This is a genomic window from Mesorhizobium sp. WSM4844 (genome assembly GCF_055811775.1).
This window is the reverse complement of record NZ_JBVVQB010000005.1, coordinates 34,383-48,943: the sequence shown is the minus strand read 5'-3', so window position 1 is coordinate 48,943 and position 14,561 is coordinate 34,383. Positions and strand designations below refer to the sequence as shown.

Genomic DNA, 14,561 nt, shown 5'->3' with positions numbered 1-14,561 from the left:
TGAACTGGCATCCCGCTCTATCTATTTGTTTTTAGCCGCATTTCTGCGACGCCAAGTGATTCCACTTGGCTGCAAAATGCTCTAGGACTTTGCCTCCAGGGCGATCGTCTGGGTGCTTTCTTCCGTGGCAAGCCTTTCGGTGCCGTAAGCCTTCAGGAACATGCCGACGCCCGACCTGACGATGTGGTCGATTTCATCCTGGCTCGGGGCTTTGGTGCGGTAGGCGAATATGCACTGACGGAAAAGACCCGCCAGGCACAGTTCGGTGAACTGATAGGCGGCAAGATCGACATCGTCGATCTCGAGCAGGCCGCGCTCGATGGCGGCATTGAGAAAAGCAACGACCTTGTCGTGGCCGCGTTTCGGGCCGCGTTCGTAAAAACGCGCACCAAGTTCGGGCATCCTGTCGGACGCGCCGATCACGGTGCGCTGCGCCTGGACGACCTTGGCCGAGGTGATCTTGAGGGACAGCACCTTGCCGAACTTCACCAGCGTCTCGCGAAGATCGTCGGCGCGGTCGAGCAGATCGTACATGTTCTTGAAGATCGTGCCGCGCTCTTCCTCGATCAGCGCCTCGAACAGCTCTTCCTTGTTGGCGAAGTAGACATAGATCGTGCCCTTGGAAACGCCGGCCTCGCGGGTGATGTCGTTCATCGACGCCGCTTCGAAGCCCTTGTCGATGAAGACACGACGCGCGCCCTCGATGATCTGGTTGCGCTTGACCGGGTCCTGTCCCGCCGCCGGGCGGCCGCGACGCAGGCCATCCAGCAGATCGCACTGGTCCTTGTCGGGCTCGGTCATAACGTCACACCTCGAAAAAATTCGAACCGATCGGTTCGATCATCCTTGATATGGGCCTCTCACCGCGCTAAGTCAACGTCAACATCGAACCGAACGGTTCAGTCTGATGCCCGGTTTCTAGCGATGCCAAGAGAGATGCCATGTCCTCGAACGCGACCCCAACCGCCGAAGTCCGTCCCTTCCCCAACGCCAAGGTTGCGCCGGCAATCGAAGCGCCGAACCCACCGACTGAACCCGCAACAAGCCCTCCGGCCGAGGCGCCGGCCAAAAAGAAACGCTCGGCACGCTCCTTTCTGTTGCCGATCCTTGCGCTTGGCTTGCTGGGCGCAGGCGCCTGGTATGGCTATGATTACTGGGCCGACGGGCGTTTCATGATCTCCACCGACGACGCCTATGTCCAGGCCGACATGGCGTTCATTTCGCCGAAAATTTCCGGCTATGTCGATCAGGTCAAGGTGACCGAGAACCAGCAGGTCAAGGCCGGCGACCCGCTGCTGGTCGTCGACAATGGCGACTACAAAATAGCGGTCGCCCAGGCCGAGGCGCAGATCGCCACCTTGAGCAAGACGCTCGATCGTATCGACGCCCAGACCGAGGCGGCGCGCGCCTCGCTCGAGCAGGCGCAGGCGCAGAAGACCGCCGACCAGGCCGCCGCCGCCAATGCGGCGCGTGTCCAAGCGCGCGCCGCCCAATTGCTCAAGACACATGTCGGCACCCAGGCCCAACTGGACGATGCCCAGACCGCGTTCGAGCAGGCCAATGCCGCCCTTGTCGGTGCCGACGCCCAGATCGCGGCGGCTGAGGCCAATATCAGTGTGCTCCAAGCGCAGCGCGCGGAGACGGCAAGCACGCTGGCGTCGCTGCAGCTTGCCAGGGACAAGGCCGCACGCGACCTGTCCTTCACCGTGCTGCGCGCGCCCTATGACGGTGTCGTCGGCAACCGCTCGGTCGAGCAGGGCGACCTGATCAGCCCTGGACAGAAGCTCGCCGTCATCGTGCCGATGGACAAGCTCTATATCGTCGCCAATTTCAAGGAGACCCAGCTTGCCCGGCTGGTGCCTGGTGAAAAGGTGAGGATTTCGGTCGACGCGATCGACGGCCAGGATTTCGAAGGCACCGTCTCGTCGCTGGCGCCGGCATCCGGCGCGGTGTTCTCGCTGCTGCCGCCGGAAAACGCCACCGGCAACTTCACCAAGGTCGTGCAACGCGTCCCGGTTCGCATCGACGTGCCGGCGGATGTGCTGAAGACAGGCAAGCTGCGCGCCGGCCTCAGCGTCGTCGTCGCCGTCGACAGCCGCACCGCACCTTCGGCGTCGAACTGAGCGGCCGCTTGGGAGCAATGCCGTGGCAACCGCAACCTCGACAGCAGGATCGCCGCCGGCGAGGCCGGCTACGCCTGATACCATTCCCACACGCCGCATCATCGCCTTCCTGGCGATGGTGTTCGGCATGTTCATGGCGATCCTCGACATCCAGATCGTTTCGGCCTCGCTGGCCGAGATTCAGGCCGGCTTGAGCGCCAGCTCCGACGAAATTCCGTGGGTGCAGACCGCCTATCTGATCGCCGAAGTCATCATGATCCCGCTGTCCGGTTTTCTCAGCCGGATGCTGTCGACGCGTGTGCTGTTCACCGTCTCCGCGGCCGGCTTCACCGCCGCGAGCGCGCTGGCGGCGACCGCCACAAACATCGACCAGATGATCGTCTACCGCGCCGTCCAGGGTTTTATCGGCGGCGGCATGATCCCAAGCGTGTTCGCTGCCGCCTTCACCATCTTCCCGCCGTCGCGCCGTGCCATGGTGTCGCCGATGATCGGCCTGGTGGCGACGCTGGCGCCGACCATCGGCCCGACTGTCGGCGGCTATATCAGCCATGCCATGTCCTGGCACTGGCTGTTCCTGATCAATGTGGTGCCCGGCATCATGGTGACCGCAGCCGCATGGTCGCTGATCGACTTCGACAAGCCCAATCTCAGCCTGTTCCGCAAGTTCGACTGGTGGGGCCTCGCCGGCATGGCGGCTTTCCTCGGCTCGCTGGAATTTGTGCTCGAGGAAGGTCCCAACAACGACTGGCTTCAGGACCAGGCCGTGTTCATCTGCGCCATCCTGATGACGGCCGGCGCGGTGCTATTCTTCTGGCGCGCCTTCACTGCCGAGGAGCCGATCGTCGACCTGAAGGCCTTCGCCAACGTCAACTTCGCTTTCGGCTCGCTGTTCTCCTTCGTCATCGGCATCGGCCTCTACGGCCTGACCTATCTCTATCCGGTGTATCTGGGGCGCATCCGCGGCTACGACTCCCTGATGATCGGCGAGGCGCTGTTCGTCAGCGGCCTGGCGATGTTCGTCACAGCGCCGATTTCCGGCATCCTGTCGCGCAAGATGGATCTGCGGCTGATGATGATGATCGGCTTCTTCGGCTTCGCTGCCGGCACCTGGCGGATGACCTATCTGACCGCAGACTGGGATTTCTGGGAGCTTTTGGTGCCGCAGATCCTGCGCGGCGCCTCGATGATGCTGTGCATGGTGCCGATCAACAACATCGCGCTTGGAACGCTGCCGCCTGACCGGCTTAAGAATGCATCCGGTCTGTTCAACCTCACCCGCAATCTCGGTGGCGCCGTCGGCCTTGCCGTCATCAACTCCGTGCTGATCGATCGCAGCGCCTTCCACTACGCAAGGCTGGCCGAGCATGTGCAATGGGGCAGCGACGAGGCGCAGACCAGGCTGCAGAACATGACGCTCGACTTCCAGCAGAATGCCGGCCTCGACGCCTCCAAGGCGGCGATCTCCAAACTGTCCGGCATGGTCCAGCAGCAGGCTTCGCTGCTGTCCTTCATGGACGTGTTCTATCTGTTGACGGCGCTGTTCGCGACGCTGGCGATCTTCACTATGGTCATCCGCAAGCCGGCCGAGCCGGCGGGCGGAGGCGGCGGACACTGACCGCGCAACCTTGCGCGTCCAAAGATGCGGCGCTCATGCATGTCGCGCAAAAGTGCGCAGCGGTTTTGCGATAACGACATGCATAAGACAACAACCTAAAGCGCGTCGCGTGAGGCCGGTCAAACGCGAGCGCTTTAGGTCAGGCCGTGGCCGGCTTGAAGGTCAAGGCGACGCCGTTGATGCAATGACGCAGGCCGGTCGGCGGCGGGCCGTCGTCGAAGACATGGCCGAGATGACCGCCGCAACGGCGGCAGTGGAGCTCGGTCCGGGTCATGCCCAGCGACCTGTCCACGGTCATGCCGACGGCGTTGGGAATCTCCTGCCAGAAGCTCGGCCAGCCGGTGCCGGAATCGAACTTGGTTTCGGAGGAATAGAGCGGCAGGTCGCAGCCGGCGCAGGCGAAGATGCCCTTGCGATGTTCATTGAGCAGCGGGCTGGTGCCGGGATATTCGGTGCCTTCCTTGCGGAGCACATTGAAAGCCGCATCGGACAGGATGGCGCGCCACTCGGCCTCGGTCTTGGTGACCTCGAAGGTTTCGACCGCGTGTGCATCCTGCGGCCGGCCGATGCGCAGCGCTGCCGCCGTGCCTGCCAGCAATGCCACAGCGGCACCGCTCCAAAGAAAGTCGCGCCGGATCATCACCATTCCTCCTTCTGTCCGTTTGCCAAATTCGACCGTCACATGGAAATCAAAAGCCGGTGACGGCCAGCTCTCGACAACGGGCACTCCGCACCTGCCCCACGCTTACAGCGGGCGGTGCGGAGTGTACGCTTGTCGATTGCGCGGGTCACGCAAGCGGAAACCCGCGCACTCGGCATGGAGCCTCAGCCATATGTTCGCTGGCGACGGGCGCTTCGTTACATCTTCGGCAGGAGAACCTTGTCGATGACGTGGATGACGCCGTTCGACTGCTCGACATCGGCGACGGTCACATTGGCGACATTGCCGTTCTCGTCGGTCGCGGTGACCTTGCCGTTTTCGGCCTTGAGCGTCACCTCGCAGCCGCCAACCGTCTTGACCTTGTGCGCGCCACCATCGTCCATGGCCATCTTGGCAACGTCGGCGGCCATCGCCTTGGCACCGATGACGTGGCAGGTCAGGATCTTGACCAGCTTGTCCTTGTTTTCCGGCTTGAGCAATGTATCGACGGTGCCGGCCGGAAGGGCGGCAAAGGCCTCGTTGGTCGGCGCGAACACGGTGAAGGGACCGGCACTCTGCAGCGTGTCGACGAGACCGCCGGCCTTGACGGCCGCGACCAGCGTCGTGTGATCCTTCGAATTGACGGCGTTCTCGACGATGTTCCGGGTGGCATACATGGCGGCGCCGCCGACCATCGGATTTTCGGCATAGGCGGCGGTGGCGAGCGCGGAGACGGCGACCGTTCCGGCAAGCAAAAGGGTGGCGAACTTACGCATTATTTCTATCTCCTCAGTTTATTTCTTCCCCTCTTTGGGGCGCAAGGAGATACGGGGGATAAATGCCCGAGTTTCGCCCGCTCAGGAGAAAATTTTATTTTTTATAACGGCGAGCATGATTTTCACGGCAGGACTCTTACAGCCTGCATGCTTCCCCGCTAAAGTCACCACAGGCGATAGATTTAAAATCTTCTCGAAAAATCGGCAGATAGGGGTGATTAGCAGACAGGGGCGATCAGATGCTCTTCAGTTCGCCCGCAGCGACCACAGGGCCGGTCGGCTGGCCGGTCGGCGAACCGCCGGTCGGTTCAAGGCTGACCGCAAGCACGGCGCCTTGCGCAAGTTTTTCCCGCACGGCCGGGGAGATGGTCATACGCGCGGTCTGGCCGGCCGGGATGACGCCCATAGAGACCGGCGCATTCTTGCCCTCGATCATCCAAAGCTCGAAATCCTTGCCGGCGGCGCGCTCGCCGGAGACATGCGACAGGCCGACCTCGCGACGGGCGGCATCATAGACGGCGAGGTATCTGACGTCGCTGCCATCGGCAGCCAGCGAGGCGATGAGCCGCGGCGGCTCGGCCGGCGGGTTGAGGTAAGGCTCGGCGATATAGATCGCCAACGCCGCGACGGAAGCGGCTGCAAGACCGCGCCAGAAGGCAAGGCTTGACCAGAGGCCGGCGCGAGGCTCTGCGACGAACAGCCGGCGATCCAATGCCTCCTTGACCCTGATCGGCGGCTCTGTCTCCGGATAGGCGTCGGCCATCGGCGAAAGACGCGCCTCCCAGGCATCGACAAGGTGCGCGAAAGCGGCGTCCGCGTCGATGCGGCGTGACGCAATCTCGCGTTCGTCCGCGGCCAGGACGCCAAGAACGTATTCGGCGGCAAACAGGTCGTCGCCCCCAGATTCCGGTCCGTCATCCTCTGCCAGCGTCATCTTTCAAGACACTCTCTGAGCTTCAACAGGCTGCGCCGCAGCCAGGTTCGCATCGTGTTCAGCGGCACGTCATGGCGCGCCGCCAGTTCGGCATAGCTTTCGCCGTCCAGATAAGCGCCCCGGACGGCCGCCGCCCGGTCCTTTTCCAATTCATCGAGACAACGATAGATGCGCCCGGATTCACCGCCCGCAACAGCCGCAGCCTCCGGTCCCGGCGCCGGATCGGCGACGTCGAGCGCAGCGTCGATATAGGCGACAGGCTCTCGCCGCGCCCTTATCCGATCGATCGCGTGATTGCGCGCAATGGCCACCAGCCAGGAAATCGGGCTTAGCTCCGAGACGGCGAAACGGTCGGCCTTCGTCCATATCTTGACGAAGACCTCCTGCAGCGCCTCTTCTGCCTCTCCCCGGTCCTTCAATACACGAAGGCAGACGCCGAAAAGTTTCGCGCTGGTCTGCCGGTAGAGCAGATCGAACGCAGCCCGGTCCTTCATCGAAGTCCGGACGATCAGGTCGCTGATGTCCTGCGGCGTCATCGGCTGCCAAATTAAGCAATTGCCCAAATTAGGCAATTGCCCCAGATCATTCCACTGCAATGTATTGCAATGGCGGAAGCGTTCCTGTGCACCGGGAGCGCCGTCGGCTTCCATTGACGAGAAAGAGCCGACCTTTTTGAGCATCGGATTTTCCCAAAACCGGGTTTCCACTTTTGCATCCGATGCTCTAGCTTGCCGATAGTTGGGGGAGCAAGAATGTCGGTCGAACGGGCCCTGTGGGAACATGACGCTACCGGCCTGGCCGGCTTGGTGCGCAAAGGAGAAATCTCGCCGCAGGAGCTCGTCGACGCGGCGATTGCGCGGGCCGAGGCCACTCGCCCCGATATCAATGCCATCGCCGAGCCGCTTTACGAGGCGGCGCGGACGCGCGCGAAAACCATCGACCGCAAGCTGCCGCTGGCCGGTGTGCCCTTCGCGCTGAAGGATCTCGGCATCGCCATGAAAGGCGTGCCGACGCACGGCGGCAGCCGCATTCCGGCTTTCGTTGCCGATTTCGACTCGGTGATGACCGAACGCCATCTGGCCGCCGGCCTCGTCCCGATCGCCACCAGCACCTCGCCCGAACATGGGTTGAGGCTGATGACCGAATCCGCCGCTTTCGGCATCACCCGCAATCCGTGGAATACAGCCCATACCAGCGGCGGCTCGTCTGGAGGTGCGGCGGCGCTGGTCGCGGCCGGCGTCGTGCCGGTGGCACATGCTTCGGACGGCGGCGGCTCGATTCGCGTTCCCGCCGCCTGCACCGGGCTGGTCGGGCTGAAAACCTCGCGCGGCCGTGTGCCGCTGACGCCGCTGGTCAGCGAAAGCTGGTACGGCCTTGTCATCGACCACGCCGTTTCCCGCTCGGTCCGTGATTCGGCCCTGCTGCTCGACCTGACGCATGGGCCCGATCCGCTGTCGCCGTATGCGGCGCCGACGCCGAAAGGAACTTTCGCCGCCGCAGCAGTGCGTGACCCCGGCAAGCTGAAACTGGCGGTCTACCGAAAATCGCCGCTCGGCCTGCCGATATCGACCGAGACGCTGGCGGCGCTGGACACTGCGATAGCTTTGGCGCGCGAAGGCGGCCATACGATAGAGGAGATCGACCTGCCCTATATCGATCGCGATTTCATCGCTGATTTCGCCAGAACCGTCGCCGCGGCGGTGGCCGGCACGATGCGCGGCGAGGTCTTGCGCGTCGGCCGCTCCATTTCGGGTGATATCGAACGCACCACGCGGGTGATGAGCGCCTTCGGCGAAGTTCTTTCGGCCGGCGAGATCTATGCCTGCCTGCAGCGGCTGCATGCCACTTCGCGCCGGCTGATCATCGAGACCGCGCGGTACGATGCTGTGCTGATGCCTGTCATCGCGCATCCGCCGCTCGCCTGCGGCGCGATGGATCCAAAAGGCGCAGATGCGTTCCTGGAAGAAATGCTCGACAGGCTGCGGCTTGCCCGCCTGCTGAAATTCAAGCCGCTGTTCGGCCAGTTGATGGACAAGAGCCTGTGGTTCACCCACTGGCCGGCAATCCAGAACGTCAGCGGCCAGCCGTCGATCGCGCTGCCTGTTCATGTCACCGATGCCGGCCTGCCGCTCGGCATCCAGGCCGCTGGCCGCCCCGGCGACGAGGAGACCTTGTTGTCCCTCGCCGCGCAAATGGAAAAGATTTCGGGATGGCTGACGCGGCGGGCGCCACTGCAGGTGCCCGGTATGAAAGCAGGCCGATTTCACCTGACGTGACAGCAAAGCCGTTTGCCCCCTGCTCCAATTCCCGCTAAGACGCCGCCGTTCATGCCAAGCTGGGAACCAAGCCGAATGACGGACCTCGCCGCCACCGCCGAAATGCAGGCCGCGCTGCTTTCGAGGGCGCTGCCCTATATGCAGCGCTACGAGAACAAGACGGTCGTGGTGAAGTATGGCGGCCACGCCATGGGCGACATCGCGCTCGGCAAGGCCTTTGCCCGCGACATCGCGCTGCTCAAACAATCCGGCGTCAACCCGATCGTCGTGCATGGCGGCGGGCCGCAGATCGGCGCCATGCTGAGCAAGATGGGCATCGAATCGAAGTTCGAGGGCGGATTGCGCGTCACCGACCAGAAGACGGTCGAGATCGTCGAGATGGTGCTGGCCGGCTCGATCAACAAGGAGATCGTCGCGCTGATCAATGCCGAGGGCGAATGGGCCATCGGCCTGTGCGGCAAGGACGGCAACATGGTTTTCGCCGAAAAGGCGCGCAAGACCATGATCGACCCGGACTCCAACATCGAGCGTGTGCTCGATCTCGGCTTCGTCGGCGAGCCGGTCGAGGTCGACCGCACCCTGCTCGACCTTCTGGCGCGGTCCGAAATGATCCCGGTGCTGGCGCCGGTGGCGCCGGGCCGTGACGGCCACACCTACAACATCAATGCCGACACCTTCGCAGGCGCCATCGCCGGCGCCTGCCAGGCGACACGCCTTCTGTTCCTCACCGACGTGCCCGGCGTGCTCGACAGGAACAAGAAGCTCATCGACGAACTGACCGTCCCCGAGGCAAAGGCCTTGATCAAGGACGGCACGGTGTCGGGCGGCATGATCCCCAAGGTCGAAACCTGCATTGAGGCGATCGAGCGCGGCGTCGAAGGCGTCGTCATCCTCAATGGCAAGACGCCGCATTCGGTGCTGCTCGAACTGTTTACGGAACACGGCGCCGGCACACTGATCGTGCGGTAAGCGCAGGCTGCAACTTTTTAGAGTATCAACCTAAGGTTGAGCAGCAGGCACCAGGCGAACTTATCGCCTGAGGTGTCCAAGCGGCACGTGGCCCGGCCCCTTGATGTTCTGCAGCACGAGCTGCGTGTGGACGTCGCGCACGCCGTCGAGCCGCATCAGCCGGTGCATGACAAAGGCGTTGAGCTCGTCGACCGACGGCACCATCACATGCAGCAGGAAATCGTAGTCGCCAGTCATCGTCCAGCACGACGACACCTCGTCCATGCGCTGCACGGCGGCGATAAAGGTCTCGGGCGACCCGTCGCTGTGGGTCACCAGGCGCACCTGAATGAACACTTCGACCATCAGGCCGATGGCGCGGCGGCTGAGCACAGCGGCAAAGCGCTTGATGATGCCGGCGCTCTGAAGAGCCTCGAAGCGGCGCGCGCATGGCGTCGTCGAAAGCCCGATCTCCTGGGCCAGTTCGGACACAGGCTTGCGCCCATCGCGCTGCAAGATATCGAGCATCTTGATCTCAAAATCGTCAAACTGAGGCACTTTCACTCTCCTGCAGCTCTGCTGTGGTGGCTTTTACCTCAAATCGCCTGTTCGAGCCATCATCAAAGCGGATTTGCCTCACCGGATCCGGCTAAACTTCCAAGGATGTTAGTCGTGATTTCCAGGGAGAACAGCCATGACGATGAACGTTGCCGATTACGCCCGCGAATGCGCGGCGCAAGGCCTTCGCGGCGACTATTCGGTCTGCCGTGCCGATTTCACCGTTGAGCAGAGCTACAACTACACAGCTGACGAGCAGGCGGTGTGGCGTACTTTGTGCGACCGCCAGACGAAGCTGACCAAAAAGCTGGCACACCGGTCCTATCTCGACGGCGTCGCCACGCTGGGCCTGCTCGACAGGATTCCGGATTTTGGTGTGGTCAGCGAGAAGCTGCGCAAGCTTACCGGTTGGGAAATCGTCGCCGTGCCGGGCCTCATTCCCGCACCGGCCTTCTTCGTCCATCTGGCCGCCCGGCGCTTCCCGGTGACCAACTGGCTGCGGACGAAACAAGAGCTCGACTACATCGTCGAGCCGGATATGTTCCACGACTTCTTCGGCCATGTGCCGGTGCTGACCCAGCCGGTCTTTGCCGATTTCATGCAGATGTATGGCGAGAAGGCCGAGCATCTGATCGCGCTCGGCGGCGACGAGATGATCAGCCGCCTCTACTGGTACACCGTCGAGTACGGGCTGATCCAGGAGGCCGGCCAACCGTTGAAGGCTTTCGGCGCCGGGCTGATGTCGTCCTTTGCCGAACTTCAATTCGCGGTTGAAAGCAAGGACGCGCATCATGTTCCCTTCAATCTGGAAACGGTAATGCGCACCAGCTATGAGATCGACAAGTTCCAGCGCGCCTATTTCGTGCTGCCGTCCTTCGACGTTTTGCGCGATGCCTTCCACAACGTCGCTGACATGGCAGCGATCATCGGACGCCACAAGGACAAGCCGGCGCTCGACCCGGCAAAACTTTAGACGCTGGCCAGACGCGGACGCTCGCAGCCGATCGGCGCGGGCGTTATTGGTGGCGCGCTGTGATGGCAATCCATCGGCAGGCCGGGTGAGCCGGCTTCTAGACGCCTGATGGCGTGCTCAGGCCGCTTCGGAAACGTCCCTGTCCAGGATGGCCAGATTGCGGCCGCGATCCTTGGCCTGGTAAAGGCGGCGGTCGGCGACACGCATCAGATCCGATACGCCGGCATCCTCGCCGCAGGTGACACCGCCGATGCTGACGGTGAGGGGTATGACCCGCTCATCGACGGGACGGAAGCGGATCAGCTCGACTTCACGGCGAATGCGTTCAGCGACGCGTTTGGCTTCCTGTTCGGTGGCGCCGACCAGAAACGCACCGAATTCCTCGCCGCCGATGCGGCCGATCACGTCGCCGCTGCGCACGCCGCGCTCGATCGCGCTTGCAATCAGGAGCAGCGCATCGTCGCCGGTCAGATGGCCGTAGCTGTCGTTGATGAGTTTGAAGTGATCGGCGTCGATGATCAGCAACGCACCGCGATCGGATTTACGCCGGGTGGCCTCGAGGGCGGCGAAGAAGCTCTCGCGGTTGAGCATGCCGGTCATGTCGTCGCGGCTTGCCTTCTCCGACAGGCGCCGATGCGCAGCGGCGAGTTGGGCATGAGCGCGGGCGAGGTCGCGATGAGCGCCTTTCAACCTCTCGCCCTGCCAGAACGTGTAGGCGCTGGCGATCCAGGCGAGCACCAGCGGGCAGACCGTGGACGTCAGCCAGATCGTGCGGTTGATCGGAAAGCCCATTGCCGGAACGACGATCAGCGTCAACAACAGCGAGACTGCGAGGGAGGCGAAAGCGACGGCGGCAGACTTCAGAAATATGCGGCTCATCGCTGGTTCCCCCTGGACCGTCTATGTGCCAGCAAGCCCTGAATGGCACCTTTCGGCGATGCCTAAAATTTGAATCATCGGGCCATTTTCGCCAGCCATGACGCGCATAAGTTGTGGATAAAGCCTCTGCCAAAGGCATTGTTTCGTGCCATAAGGGGTTGCATGACCACGCTCCCGGACCCCGCCCGCTTTGCCCATGTCACCGACTGGGTGTTCGACCTCGACAACACCCTCTATCCGCACCATTCGAACCTGTTCTCGCAGATCGACGTAAAGATGACCGCCTATGTCGGAGAACTGCTGACGCTGCCACGCGACGATGCCCGCAAGCTGCAGAAGGAACTCTACCGGGAATATGGCACGACGCTGAACGGTCTGATGGCGCGCCACGGCATCGATCCCGACGACTTTCTCGAGAAGGTCCATGACATCGACTATTCCTGGCTGGTTCCCGATCCCGTTCTCGGCACCGCCATCCGCCAGCTTCCCGGCCGCAAGTTCATCTTCACCAATGGCGACCGCAGGCATGCCGAACGCACCGCGCGCCAACTCGGCATCCTCGATCATTTCGACGACATCTTCGATATCGTCGCTGCCGGGCTGAACCCCAAGCCGGCCCGCCAGACCTACGAGAAGTTCGCGGAACTCCACGCGGTCACCGGCCACAATGCGGTGATGTTCGAGGATCTGGCCCGCAACCTGTCCGTGCCGAAAACGCTGGGCATGACCACGGTGCTGGTTGTGCCGCGCAACTTCGAGCCGACCTTCTCGGAAATCTGGGAACGTGACCCGGGCCACGAGGACGATGTGGATTTCGTCACCGACGATCTTGCCGAATTCCTCACCGCGATCGTCGTAAGGGAGTAGGGCAGTAGGGCAGTAGGGGAGTAGGGGAGTAGGGGAGTAGGGGAGTTGATCTGGAAAGCGGAGACTGCAAACGCCTTATTCTCCTACTCCCTTACTCCCTTACTCCCTTACTGCCCTACTCCCCTAACTTGTAGAAGCGGCTGATGATCCCCCAAGCTTCGTCGGCGGTGTCGACGAAATCGATGATGTCCTGGTCGCCAGGGGTGATCGTGCCTTGCTCGGCGAGGAAATCGAGATCGATCGCCCGTTTCCAGAAAGCCTTGCCGAACAGGATCACCGGCACGCGCTCCATGCGGCCGGTCTGGATCAGGGTCAGCGTCTCGAAGAATTCGTCCATCGTGCCGAAGCCGCCGGGAAACACCGCGACAGCCTTGGCGCGCATGACGAAATGCATCTTGCGGACCGCGAAATAGTGGAAGTTGAAACAGAGCTCCGGCGTCACATAGGCATTCGGCGCCTGCTCGTGCGGCAACACGATGTTGAGGCCGATCGACGGGGCGCCGACATCGTCGGCGCCGCGGTTGCCGGCTTCCATCACGCCGGGTCCCCCGCCTGTCACCACGACGAATTCGCGATAATAGGAGGTGGCCGACTGCTGCGAGCAGAGCCGGGCGAATTTTCGCGCTTCCTCGTAATATTTGCTGTTTTTCTCGAGGTTTTCCTTCTGCGTCTCGTTCTTGGCCGCCCAGGCTTCACCGCCCGGCTCGGGGATGCGCGCCCCGCCGAACAGGATGACGGTCGAACCGATGCCGCGCTCGGCCAGGATCATCTCCGGCTTCAACAGTTCGAGCTGCAGCCTGACCGCGCGCAATTCGCGCCGTGTCATGAAGTCGGGATCGTTCCACGCCAACCGGTAGGTCTCGGCACGCGTCTGCGGCGTGTCCGGCACGCTTTTCGACCGCTCCAGATCCTCGTCCGAATGCGGCAGCGGCGTCCACCCCGCCTTTTCCATAGGAGTCATATTACCTACCCGTCCAATTATTCAGTTGCGCCGTCCCGCGACGCAGCCGCGATTGACCCTCACCAAGCCTTCACATAGGGTCCGGCGACTTTCAAAACAGGTTAAGGTGCGGCCCCTTAACAGCTTGGTAATGGAGCGAATTCATGTCAAAGCCCGATCTGGCGAGCCTCGAAAAGACCATCGAAACCGCCTTCGAGGAACGCGAGACGATTTCGACGGCAACCCGCGGCGCAGCGCGCGACGCCATCCAGGCGGCGCTCGACCTGCTCGACCGGGGTGTCGTCCGCGTTGCCGAGCGCCAGGCCGACGGCACATGGCATGTCAACCAGTGGCTGAAGAAAGCGGTGCTGCTGTCGTTCCGGCTCAACCCGATGGAGATCATCAAGGGTGGTCCGGGCCAGGCCGTGTGGTGGGACAAGGTGCCGTCGAAATTCGACGGCTGGAGCGCCATCGACTTCGAGAAGGCAGGTTTCCGTGCCGTGCCGTCATCGATCGTGCGGCGCTCCGCCTACGTCGCGCCAGGTGCCGTGCTGATGCCGTCCTTCGTCAATGTCGGCGCCTATGTCGACAGCGGCACCATGGTCGACACATGGGCCTCGGTCGGCTCCTGTGCCCAGATCGGCAAGAATGTGCATCTGTCGGGCGGCGTCGGCATCGGCGGCGTGCTGGAGCCGATGCAGGCCGGCCCGACCATCATAGAGGACAACTGCTTCATCGGCGCACGCTCCGAAGTGGTTGAAGGGTGCGTCGTGCGCGAAGGCTCGGTACTCGGCATGGGCGTCTTCATCGGCCAGTCGACCAAGATCGTCGACCGTGCCACCGGCGAGGTTTTCTACGGCGAAGTGCCAGCCAATTCAGTGGTGGTGGCGGGCACGATGCCGGGCAAGAACGTGCCAGGCGAAAACTGGGGTCCCAGCCTCTACTGCGCCGTCATCGTCAAGCGGGTCGATGCCAGGACCCGTTCCAAAACCTCGATCAATGAACTGCTTCGCGATTGATCTTTTCAAAAAA

Annotated in this window: 15 protein-coding genes; 7 read left to right on the top strand and 8 right to left on the bottom strand. The window is 62.6% G+C overall.

From position 1 onward, the window contains the following. Positions 1-81: 81 nt before the first annotated feature. Positions 82-801, bottom strand: a complete 720-nt coding sequence (locus AC0L2A_RS06410) for a TetR/AcrR family transcriptional regulator (protein WP_091596422.1) — start codon at positions 799-801, stop codon at positions 82-84. Positions 802-941: 140 nt separating this feature from the next. On the opposite strand from AC0L2A_RS06410, the gene AC0L2A_RS06405 reads away from it, so the two are divergent. Continuing rightward, positions 942-2,123, top strand: a complete 1,182-nt coding sequence (locus tag AC0L2A_RS06405; RefSeq protein WP_091596419.1) for an HlyD family secretion protein — start codon at positions 942-944, stop codon at positions 2,121-2,123. Positions 2,124-2,205: 82 nt separating this feature from the next. Next, entirely contained in the window at positions 2,206-3,738 is a 1,533-nt protein-coding gene (locus tag AC0L2A_RS06400) for a DHA2 family efflux MFS transporter permease subunit (protein ID WP_473608134.1), read from the top strand. A 139-nt stretch (positions 3,739-3,877) separates the two neighbouring features. Here the strand turns inward: AC0L2A_RS06400 and msrB are convergent, their stop codons facing one another. The 4 genes from msrB to AC0L2A_RS06380 form a co-directional block, all read right to left on the bottom strand. Further along, positions 3,878-4,378 (bottom strand): peptide-methionine (R)-S-oxide reductase MsrB, encoded by a 501-nt coding sequence (gene msrB, locus AC0L2A_RS06395; protein ID WP_473607983.1) that lies wholly within the window; start codon positions 4,376-4,378, stop codon positions 3,878-3,880. Positions 4,379-4,596: 218 nt separating this feature from the next. Then, positions 4,597-5,154, bottom strand: a complete 558-nt coding sequence (locus tag AC0L2A_RS06390; RefSeq protein WP_091596413.1) for a fasciclin domain-containing protein — start codon at positions 5,152-5,154, stop codon at positions 4,597-4,599. Between the two features lie 235 nt (positions 5,155-5,389). Continuing rightward, the gene (locus tag AC0L2A_RS06385) at positions 5,390-6,088 is read right to left on the bottom strand and encodes an anti-sigma factor (protein WP_473607981.1); all 699 of its coding nucleotides are present in this window, start codon (positions 6,086-6,088) and stop codon (positions 5,390-5,392) included. Then, positions 6,085-6,624, bottom strand: a complete 540-nt coding sequence (locus tag AC0L2A_RS06380; protein WP_128175774.1) for a sigma-70 family RNA polymerase sigma factor — start codon at positions 6,622-6,624, stop codon at positions 6,085-6,087. Before AC0L2A_RS06380 ends, AC0L2A_RS06385 begins: the two co-directional genes overlap by 4 nt. Before the next feature lie 216 nt (positions 6,625-6,840). Here AC0L2A_RS06380 and AC0L2A_RS06375 point away from each other — a divergent pair, with 216 nt between their 5' ends. Both AC0L2A_RS06375 and argB read left to right on the top strand, forming a co-directional pair. Next, positions 6,841-8,364: an amidase gene (locus AC0L2A_RS06375; RefSeq protein ID WP_473507918.1), complete on the top strand. Its 1,524-nt coding sequence runs from the start codon at positions 6,841-6,843 to the stop codon at positions 8,362-8,364. 75 nt (positions 8,365-8,439) lie between these two features. Further along, on the top strand, positions 8,440-9,333 hold the full coding sequence (gene argB / locus AC0L2A_RS06370) for an acetylglutamate kinase (RefSeq protein WP_473607980.1): 894 nt from the start codon (positions 8,440-8,442) through the stop codon (positions 9,331-9,333). A 60-nt stretch (positions 9,334-9,393) separates the two neighbouring features. Here argB and AC0L2A_RS06365 read toward each other — a convergent pair whose 3' ends face one another. Then, positions 9,394-9,870 (bottom strand): Lrp/AsnC family transcriptional regulator, encoded by a 477-nt coding sequence (locus tag AC0L2A_RS06365; RefSeq protein ID WP_023801577.1) that lies wholly within the window; start codon positions 9,868-9,870, stop codon positions 9,394-9,396. A 136-nt stretch (positions 9,871-10,006) separates the two neighbouring features. On the opposite strand from AC0L2A_RS06365, the gene phhA reads away from it, so the two are divergent. Continuing rightward, positions 10,007-10,843, top strand: coding sequence for a phenylalanine 4-monooxygenase (phhA, locus tag AC0L2A_RS06360; RefSeq protein WP_473607979.1), 837 nt, complete (start codon positions 10,007-10,009; stop codon positions 10,841-10,843). A gap of 117 nt (positions 10,844-10,960) precedes the next feature. On the opposite strand, the gene AC0L2A_RS06355 is transcribed toward phhA, so the two are convergent. Continuing rightward, entirely contained in the window at positions 10,961-11,722 is a 762-nt protein-coding gene (locus AC0L2A_RS06355) for a GGDEF domain-containing protein (RefSeq protein ID WP_473607977.1), read from the bottom strand. A gap of 162 nt (positions 11,723-11,884) precedes the next feature. On the opposite strand from AC0L2A_RS06355, the gene AC0L2A_RS06350 reads away from it, so the two are divergent. Further along, positions 11,885-12,589: a pyrimidine 5'-nucleotidase gene (locus tag AC0L2A_RS06350; RefSeq protein WP_473607976.1), complete on the top strand. Its 705-nt coding sequence runs from the start codon at positions 11,885-11,887 to the stop codon at positions 12,587-12,589. A gap of 115 nt (positions 12,590-12,704) precedes the next feature. Here AC0L2A_RS06350 and AC0L2A_RS06345 read toward each other — a convergent pair whose 3' ends face one another. After that, on the bottom strand, positions 12,705-13,550 hold the full coding sequence (locus tag AC0L2A_RS06345; RefSeq protein WP_473607975.1) for an LOG family protein: 846 nt from the start codon (positions 13,548-13,550) through the stop codon (positions 12,705-12,707). Between the two features lie 143 nt (positions 13,551-13,693). Here AC0L2A_RS06345 and dapD point away from each other — a divergent pair, with 143 nt between their 5' ends. Then, complete coding sequence (dapD, locus tag AC0L2A_RS06340) at positions 13,694-14,548, top strand: 2,3,4,5-tetrahydropyridine-2,6-dicarboxylate N-succinyltransferase (protein ID WP_287345581.1); 855 nt, start codon at positions 13,694-13,696, stop codon at positions 14,546-14,548. The last annotated feature ends 13 nt before the right edge of the window (positions 14,549-14,561 follow it).

What these genes read in the sequence shown, in the direction of transcription:
- AC0L2A_RS06410 (WP_091596422.1), bottom strand. Translation starts at nt 801, where the DNA reads ATGACCGAGCCCGACAAGGACCAGTGCGATCTGCTGGATGGCCTGCGT.
- AC0L2A_RS06405 (WP_091596419.1), top strand. Translation starts at nt 942, where the DNA reads ATGTCCTCGAACGCGACCCCAACCGCCGAAGTCCGTCCCTTCCCCAAC.
- msrB (WP_473607983.1), bottom strand. Translation starts at nt 4,378, where the DNA reads ATGATCCGGCGCGACTTTCTTTGGAGCGGTGCCGCTGTGGCATTGCTG.
- AC0L2A_RS06390 (WP_091596413.1), bottom strand. Translation starts at nt 5,154, where the DNA reads ATGCGTAAGTTCGCCACCCTTTTGCTTGCCGGAACGGTCGCCGTCTCC.
- AC0L2A_RS06385 (WP_473607981.1), bottom strand. Translation starts at nt 6,088, where the DNA reads ATGACGCTGGCAGAGGATGACGGACCGGAATCTGGGGGCGACGACCTG.
- AC0L2A_RS06380 (WP_128175774.1), bottom strand. Translation starts at nt 6,624, where the DNA reads ATGACGCCGCAGGACATCAGCGACCTGATCGTCCGGACTTCGATGAAG.
- AC0L2A_RS06375 (WP_473507918.1), top strand. Translation starts at nt 6,841, where the DNA reads ATGTCGGTCGAACGGGCCCTGTGGGAACATGACGCTACCGGCCTGGCC.
- argB (WP_473607980.1), top strand. Translation starts at nt 8,440, where the DNA reads ATGACGGACCTCGCCGCCACCGCCGAAATGCAGGCCGCGCTGCTTTCG.
- phhA (WP_473607979.1), top strand. Translation starts at nt 10,007, where the DNA reads ATGACGATGAACGTTGCCGATTACGCCCGCGAATGCGCGGCGCAAGGC.
- AC0L2A_RS06355 (WP_473607977.1), bottom strand. Translation starts at nt 11,722, where the DNA reads ATGAGCCGCATATTTCTGAAGTCTGCCGCCGTCGCTTTCGCCTCCCTC.
- AC0L2A_RS06350 (WP_473607976.1), top strand. Translation starts at nt 11,885, where the DNA reads ATGACCACGCTCCCGGACCCCGCCCGCTTTGCCCATGTCACCGACTGG.
- AC0L2A_RS06345 (WP_473607975.1), bottom strand. Translation starts at nt 13,550, where the DNA reads ATGACTCCTATGGAAAAGGCGGGGTGGACGCCGCTGCCGCATTCGGAC.
- dapD (WP_287345581.1), top strand. Translation starts at nt 13,694, where the DNA reads ATGTCAAAGCCCGATCTGGCGAGCCTCGAAAAGACCATCGAAACCGCC.